The organism is Streptomyces sp. SM1, from assembly GCF_002910825.1.
In the GTDB taxonomy this organism is placed as follows: Bacteria; Actinomycetota; Actinomycetes; order Streptomycetales; family Streptomycetaceae; genus Streptomyces; species Streptomyces okerensis.
Genome location: NZ_NEUB01000652.1, coordinates 34,976 through 41,121, shown reverse-complemented (window position 1 = coordinate 41,121; position 6,146 = coordinate 34,976). Strand labels below are relative to the sequence as shown.

Below are 6,146 nucleotides of genomic sequence, written 5' to 3'. Positions count from 1 at the left end.
GGTGGCGTGCTGCTCGGCGGGCGCGCGGTGACCGGCGTCGTCGTTCCCGGGTGCGGGCGCGGGGGCGGGCCGCTGCTCGGGCACGGAGACCTGGGCGGCACCGCTGCCGCTGCCTCCGCCCTCCGCGTGGTCCCCGGTCCTGTCGTAGTCACGGATCTGCTGCTGGACCTCGGGCGACACCTCGGGCGCGTCGTCCGGCATCTCGACGAGATCGCCGCCGCGCGCGTCGCCGGGCATCTCCATGATCCAGCCGGGCCGGATCAGACTGGCCTCGGACAACTTGGAACCGTCGGGCTGCGTACGGTCCTTGTTGAGGTCGAAGATCTCCTTGTACCGGCGTCCGTCACCGAGGTGCCGCTCGGAGATCTCCCACAGCGAGTCGTGGTGACGTCCCTCGGGCGGCTGGATCCGGTAGAACTTCGTGTCCCCTCGCTGCTTGGCGGCGCTGCCCGGCGCCGCTTCGGCGTGCGACGCCTGCTCGGCGAGGGCGGCGGCGGTACCGGCGGCCTGTTCCTGCTGCTGGGCGAAGAGGCCGGGGGTCTGCTGGGCGGCGGCCACGGTGGGCCGCTGGTTGCCCTCGATGCTCTGCCCCAACTGCCCCAGTCCCGGTGTGAAACTGGCGGCGGTCGCGCCGACGAGCAGCAGCGCGGCGACGAGTTGCCGGGCGAGCAGCTGGCTCGGTCCGGCGCCGGGCACCCGCCCCGGCACCCCGACCCCCGACAGCGCGGCCTTCATCTCGACGAGCACGCACGCGGTGAACTGCGCCCAGGCGAGCCAGACGACGAAGGTCAGGATGGACAGGAAGGTCCCGACGGAGATGTCCTGCTTGAGCCACTCCATCGGCTCGAACGTCTCCGGCAACGGCCAGCCGGCGGTGACCGCCAAGGCGAACGGCACCCCGGCGAGCAGCACGAGCAACGCCACGAAGGCGAGGAACGCCTTGACGAAGTCCCCGAACGACCGCCGCCGCACCCGCACCGGCTGCGGTGTCCGGTTCCTCGGAGCCGTCGAGCTGGACGGGCTGGGACTGCGGCGTCGCGGCATGGCGGGTGTCCTGGGGTCGTGTGGGAGGAGGGTCTGCTGGGCCTGCGGGGAATCCTATTGACTCGCACGGCCGCAGTCGAAGGGCGGAGCGGTTCCTCCCGCCACAACCTCCCCGACGGCACCGCAGGACCGGTCGCTCAACCGCTGAACAGGTCCTCGGCCCGGGTGGCGTGAACGGCCCGCTGGCCCAGAGGTCGAGCGGCGCTGCAAGGATCACGTATTCCTTCCGGACGCTTTCGCCGAGGATCCCCGAGGTCGGCGTCGCCGCGCGGGCCTGCGGCGTCGGGGACGTCCCCGTCGCCCGGGGTGACAGCCGTACCCTGCGTATGGTGCTGCCCCAGACGTACGTCCCCGTGCCGGGAACCGCCGACCACGTCGTACTCGTCTCGGGAGCCAGCCCGGTGCCCGACCTCGCGGAGGCGTTCCATGACGTCTCCGACGCGGTGAAGAGCACCTTCCGGTTCGTCTGAGGTCCGACACACTGGGGGAGTTTCATGGGCAAGGGAAAGAGCGACCTCGCGCTTCCGCTGACCGAGATGGAGGACTACGGGCGCCGCCTGCGGTCCCTCAAGAAGCGGATGAACCACACCAAGAAGCTCTTCGAGTCCTACCGGGACGACATCGGGGACGGCAGTGTCAACGACGCGCTCTCCGACTTCGAGTCCCACTGGGAGGACGGCCGTGAGGACATCACCCAGCAGCTCGACGCACTGGCCGGCATGTCCGACGCCGTGGTGCGGGAGTTCAAGAAGCTCGAGGACGAACTCACCAAGCAGGTCAACGAGAAGATGACGGTCGAGGACAAGCGCGACAAGAAGTGAGCCGGGCCCCGGCCTGCGAACAGACCGGGGCCCGGGACACGTCGGGGGCGACGCTCAGACCATCGTGGTGCGCACGGCGTCCGCGTGACCCACCGAGCCGCCGAGACCGGCGGAGACGCTGAGCGGGCCCACCTCGGCGTACACACCCACGCCGACGGAACCGGGGCCCGCGACGACGGCCACACCCGCGTCGAGGCCGGCGGAGAAGGAGTGTCCGCCGGAGACGTTGTCCAGGTCCGCGTCGGAGATTTCGGCCGTTTCTACCTGCGGGGCGAAAGTCATGACTGGCCTTTCCGTTCGTGTCAGGAATCGCGACGGCGGGGAATTCGCCGGAATTCCCGAAAACGGGTCCGATCACCGGCGAGCCGCGCGCACCGATCAAAGCACGCCGGACAACGGCCGACCAGCGGCCTGCTGTTGCCCGCGCCTGGCAGGCCGTCACCGAATTCATCACTGTGGCAATACGGTCACCATATGAGTCGCCGCCTTCACAGGACCCACCGGTTCACGGAGCCCCCGGGGCCGCCCGGGATCACCGCCCGGGCCGGATCTCCGCCATCCGCTCCGCCTCCGCGGGTTCCCACCCTCTCCGTACGGCCTTCCGGTGAACGGTGTGCAGGTCCGAGGGATATCTCGGGTCGGGGCGGCTGTGACACTTCCCGGGGCGACACTTCCGGGGGCGTCAGCCCACCTCGTTCTCCGCGACCGCCTGCCCGCGCACCACCACGTCCCCGCCGTAGAACATGCCCGTGAAGACGGGCGCGTACGTCAGCTGCACCTCGACCTCCACCGCGTCCACCGTCGCCGCCACGCAGCGTGTCCCCGCGATGTCCGGGCCGGACATGTCCATCTCGCGGGCGAAGGCCTTCACCCGGGCGTCACAGTTCTCGTAGTTGATCGGCGCCGGGCCGCCCACGTCGTCGTACAGCGCCTCGCGGTCGATGTCCTGGGCGGCGTAACGGGCCGCCTGCTCCGCGATGTCCGCCGCACGCTCCCGTTTGGAGATGGACATGCCGCCGTCGATGACGAACGCCGCCAGGGACAGGAAGACGAGCGCGAAGATGATGACCGCGCCGGCACCCGAGCCGCGGTCGTCCAGCCGCGTACGGCGGTCCGAAGCCCATGCCCGCATACGTGCCGCGCTCACGCCGTCCTCCGGTACGGGTCCAGCGGTGAACTGAAGCTCGCTGTCAGGGTCGTCGGGATGTCCAGGCCCAGCACGGCGAGGCCCCGCACCTCGCAGCTCACCTCGACCGAGAAGATGGTGTCCGGCTCGAAGCCCTGGCTGGTCTGTACGACGGACACCGGACCGGAGCAGATGTCCGTGAGGTTCGCCTCCGCGGCCGTCCGCGCCTCGGCCATCGCCGTGCCGTGGTCCTTCTGGATCGAGCCCGCGCGGGCCGCGTCACGCGCCGCACCGTCCAGCGCACCGCGTCCGTCCACCAGTTGCCCGAACGCCACCAGGACGAGCAGGAACATGAGCATCACCGGCGCGAGGATGACCACCTCGATGGTGGACAGCCCACGGTCGTCCGTCCCCGGCCGTCCGTCCCCCAGGGGGAACCCCATCTAGTTCTCCCCCTCCTGCACGAACCGCTCCACCGGCCCCACCGACTGCGCGTGCACCGTCAGGTCCAGGCCCGGGAACACCGTCGGGATGCGTGCCGTGATCTCCACGCCCACCGTGTCCTGCTCCGGCTGGAGCATCTTCACGTCGGGCCCCAGCACCAACTGCGGGCCGAGCTGCTGGATGTAGCTGTCCACCACACCCCGCGCCTCGCCCCGCCAGCCGCCCGGCTGGGCGTCCGCCGTCGCACGCGCCTTGCGCGCACCCGCCTGCGCCGCCGCCTGGGCGACGTGATCGGCGAAGAAGTACAGCGCGAACTGCACCGTCGCGAAGATCATGAGGAACAGGACGGGCGTGAGGAACACGAACTCGATCGCGGTCATGCCGGACTCGCCGCGGGCGGAGGCGGCCTCCACCCGTCGGCGTACCCAGCGACGTACGCGCACCTGCATCCCCGTAGAAGAAGTGGCGGCCGTCAGCAGGTACCGCTCGCGTTGGCGCCCTTGATGCAGTCGCCGACCTTGTTGGCACCGTCGCTCAGCGCGGCGTTGATGATCGCGGCCACCGCGCCCACGATCGCCACGACGACCGCCGAGATGATGACCCACTCCACCGCGGAGGCGCCGCGGTCCAGTTCGCCGGAGCGGGCACGCTCCACGCGGGCCCGCATGAAGGTGACCAGGAAGTCCACGGCGGGAATGCCGGTGTGGAAGGTACGTCCGTTCATGACGCGTTGTCCTCTCGCATTCGGTTCACGGAAGTTCTGACGTACGGCTCACGGTCCGCGGTTCTCACACCTGGAACACCCGCATCGCCGCCGGGAAGATCAGGAACACGAGGAACCCCGCGCACAGCAACAGCTGCGCCACGAGCATCGACTGGGACTTCTCACCCGCACTGCCCTCGATCTCGGCGAGTTCGCGGTGCCGCATGGTCTCGGCGCGGGAGGCGAGGGACTCGCGCACCTTGGCACCGTCGTCCGCGACCAGCGCCAGCGACGCGGAGAGGTCCTTCAGCTCCTGCACGCCCAGCTCCTCGCCCAGCTGCCCCAGCGCCTGCCACTGGCTGATGCCGGTGATCCGGGCGTCGGCGAGGGCGTTGCGGATACGCTGTGCCGCCCACCCGTCGGACACCTCGGCCGCCGCCATCAGCGCCTCCGGCAGACCCCGGCCACCGGCCAGGCTCATCGACACCAGGTCCAGATACGCGCCGATCACCCGCCGCAGGTCGCGCCGCTTCTCGGCGGCGTCCCGGCGTACCTCCAGATCGGGCAGGAAGAAGAACAGCGCCGCGCACAGCAGCGCCATCCACACCGGGACGACCGGGCTGTCGGCGAGGGCGAGCGTCCAGACGATGGCGAAGAGGAACGGTCCGAAGAACAGGCCCGCCACTGCCAGCAGCACCTTCGTCGCCAGGAACTTCTCCCAGCTGCGCCCCAGGACGGCGAGGTCCGCGCGCAGCGAACGCTGCTCCCACCCCTGCTGCAGATACAACTCGGCGACACGGGCACCCACTTCGGCCCGCAGCGAGCCGAGACGGCCGGTGTCCCGCGCCTCCGTACGGGCCGACTCGTGCGCCGTTCCCCGCGCCCGCATGGCGTCGATCCGGGCGACCTGGGAGAGCGCACTGCGCTTGGCCGGCATCAGCGCCCGCACCAGGACGTAGACGCCCAGTCCGATGACCGCGCCGACGACGACCGGCATCGTCAGTTCGTCACTCACCGGCGTACCCCCTCTTCCGGATGGAGCGGCGACTGCTGCCGGACCGGCACGGCACCGGGCGTCCGCGGACGCACGAACAGCACCGCCGGCTCGTCGCGCACCAGGAACCGCTCGGGCGTCTCGATGGTGGACAGCTTGCGCAGCCACCAGAAGCCGAGCGCGAACAGCCCGCAGACGCAGGCCAGTACGAGCTGCCCGACCGCCGTGCCGTACGGCTCGACGAACTCCCGGTTGAAGATGGCCAGCCCGAGCACGAACGCGACCGACACGGCGACGACGATCTGCACCGAACGCCGGGTGGAGGAGCGCTGCGCCATCACGCGCTGCCGCATGTCGACCTCCTCGCGGGCCGACTTCGCCAGCGCGCCCAGCACCTGCCGCAGACCGGGTCCGCGCAGCCGGGCGTTGAGGATGAGGGCGGCGACGATGATGTCGGCGGAGGCGTCGTCGATCTCGTCGGCGAGCTGCTGGAGCGCCTCGGCCGGCGGAGTGCGGGAGCGCAGCCGGTCGACGAGCGCGTCGAGGTGCGGGCGCAGCACGGGAGCGGCGGCCCGAGCGGACGCCGGGATGGCCTGTTCCAGGCCCACCGCGCCGGCGATGGTGTCGCGCAGCGACTCGGTCCAGGAGGCCAGCGCCTCCACGCGCCGCATCGCGGCCTTCTCCTCCGCGGCCCCGCCGAAGAGGCGGTCCCAGAAGGAGACGAGGACGGCGGCGGCGATCCCGGCGACCGTCCAGCGGGTCAGCAGCAGCACGGCGAGACCGACGAGCGCGGCGAGGGAGCCGCGCCGGCCGGCGAACCGGACCAGTTCGTTCGCCCGCTCGCTCGCCTTCTGCTTCTCGTGCTCGGGCTTCGCCGGCAGTCCGCGTACGGCGACGGCGAGCAGGGCCAGTCCGCCGCCGACCGCTACACCGGACGCCAGCGCGTACAGGACGGTGGTGGAGAACAGGCCGCCCATGGCGCCGAGCGAGTCGAGCGAACCGGGCGCGGCGAGA

Annotated in this window: 10 protein-coding genes; 2 read left to right on the top strand and 8 right to left on the bottom strand. The window is 71.0% G+C overall.

Annotated features, from left to right (window positions below):
* A partial coding sequence (locus B9S61_RS17320; protein WP_374936221.1) for a LysM peptidoglycan-binding domain-containing protein occupies positions 1-1,044 on the bottom strand: 1,044 nt, incomplete at its 3' end.
* A gap of 326 nt (positions 1,045-1,370) precedes the next feature.
* On the opposite strand from B9S61_RS17320, the gene B9S61_RS40880 reads away from it, so the two are divergent.
* Entirely contained in the window at positions 1,371-1,514 is a 144-nt protein-coding gene (locus B9S61_RS40880) for a hypothetical protein (protein WP_181007405.1), read from the top strand.
* 24 nt (positions 1,515-1,538) lie between these two features.
* Positions 1,539-1,865 carry a hypothetical protein gene (locus B9S61_RS17310; RefSeq protein ID WP_103543071.1) on the top strand — a complete coding sequence of 109 codons (327 nt, stop codon included), beginning with the start codon at positions 1,539-1,541 and terminating at the stop codon, positions 1,863-1,865.
* A gap of 54 nt (positions 1,866-1,919) precedes the next feature.
* On the opposite strand, the gene B9S61_RS17305 is transcribed toward B9S61_RS17310, so the two are convergent.
* From B9S61_RS17305 to B9S61_RS17275, 7 genes are all read right to left on the bottom strand, one after another.
* Positions 1,920-2,147 carry a hypothetical protein gene (locus tag B9S61_RS17305; protein ID WP_103543070.1) on the bottom strand — a complete coding sequence of 76 codons (228 nt, stop codon included), beginning with the start codon at positions 2,145-2,147 and terminating at the stop codon, positions 1,920-1,922.
* A gap of 400 nt (positions 2,148-2,547) precedes the next feature.
* Positions 2,548-2,997, bottom strand: a complete 450-nt coding sequence (locus B9S61_RS17300) for a Tad domain-containing protein (protein ID WP_103543069.1) — start codon at positions 2,995-2,997, stop codon at positions 2,548-2,550.
* An 11-nt stretch (positions 2,998-3,008) separates the two neighbouring features.
* Positions 3,009-3,434: a TadE/TadG family type IV pilus assembly protein gene (locus B9S61_RS17295; protein WP_103543068.1), complete on the bottom strand. Its 426-nt coding sequence runs from the start codon at positions 3,432-3,434 to the stop codon at positions 3,009-3,011.
* Entirely contained in the window at positions 3,435-3,884 is a 450-nt protein-coding gene (locus B9S61_RS17290) for a TadE/TadG family type IV pilus assembly protein (protein ID WP_103543067.1), read from the bottom strand.
* A 23-nt stretch (positions 3,885-3,907) separates the two neighbouring features.
* Positions 3,908-4,159, bottom strand: coding sequence for a hypothetical protein (locus B9S61_RS17285; protein WP_103543066.1), 252 nt, complete (start codon positions 4,157-4,159; stop codon positions 3,908-3,910).
* A gap of 64 nt (positions 4,160-4,223) precedes the next feature.
* The gene (locus B9S61_RS17280) at positions 4,224-5,135 is read right to left on the bottom strand and encodes a type II secretion system F family protein (RefSeq protein ID WP_103543077.1); all 912 of its coding nucleotides are present in this window, start codon (positions 5,133-5,135) and stop codon (positions 4,224-4,226) included.
* Positions 5,136-5,149: 14 nt separating this feature from the next.
* A complete protein-coding gene (locus B9S61_RS17275; RefSeq protein WP_181007406.1) occupies positions 5,150-6,109 on the bottom strand; it encodes a type II secretion system F family protein in 960 nt (319 codons plus the stop codon).
* Positions 6,110-6,146: the final 37 nt, after the last annotated feature.

Excerpts from the sequence above, each read along its gene's own strand:
- B9S61_RS17305 (WP_103543070.1), bottom strand. The coding sequence starts at position 2,147 with ATGACTTTCGCCCCGCAGGTAGAAACGGCCGAAATCTCCGACGCGGAC.
- B9S61_RS17285 (WP_103543066.1), bottom strand. The coding sequence starts at position 4,159 with ATGAACGGACGTACCTTCCACACCGGCATTCCCGCCGTGGACTTCCTG.
- B9S61_RS17310 (WP_103543071.1), top strand. The coding sequence starts at position 1,539 with ATGGGCAAGGGAAAGAGCGACCTCGCGCTTCCGCTGACCGAGATGGAG.
- B9S61_RS17275 (WP_181007406.1), bottom strand. The coding sequence starts at position 6,109 with ATGGGCGGCCTGTTCTCCACCACCGTCCTGTACGCGCTGGCGTCCGGT.
- B9S61_RS40880 (WP_181007405.1), top strand. The coding sequence starts at position 1,371 with ATGGTGCTGCCCCAGACGTACGTCCCCGTGCCGGGAACCGCCGACCAC.
- B9S61_RS17280 (WP_103543077.1), bottom strand. The coding sequence starts at position 5,135 with ATGCCGGTCGTCGTCGGCGCGGTCATCGGACTGGGCGTCTACGTCCTG.
- B9S61_RS17290 (WP_103543067.1), bottom strand. The coding sequence starts at position 3,884 with ATGCAGGTGCGCGTACGTCGCTGGGTACGCCGACGGGTGGAGGCCGCC.
- B9S61_RS17300 (WP_103543069.1), bottom strand. The coding sequence starts at position 2,997 with ATGCGGGCATGGGCTTCGGACCGCCGTACGCGGCTGGACGACCGCGGC.
- B9S61_RS17295 (WP_103543068.1), bottom strand. The coding sequence starts at position 3,434 with ATGGGGTTCCCCCTGGGGGACGGACGGCCGGGGACGGACGACCGTGGG.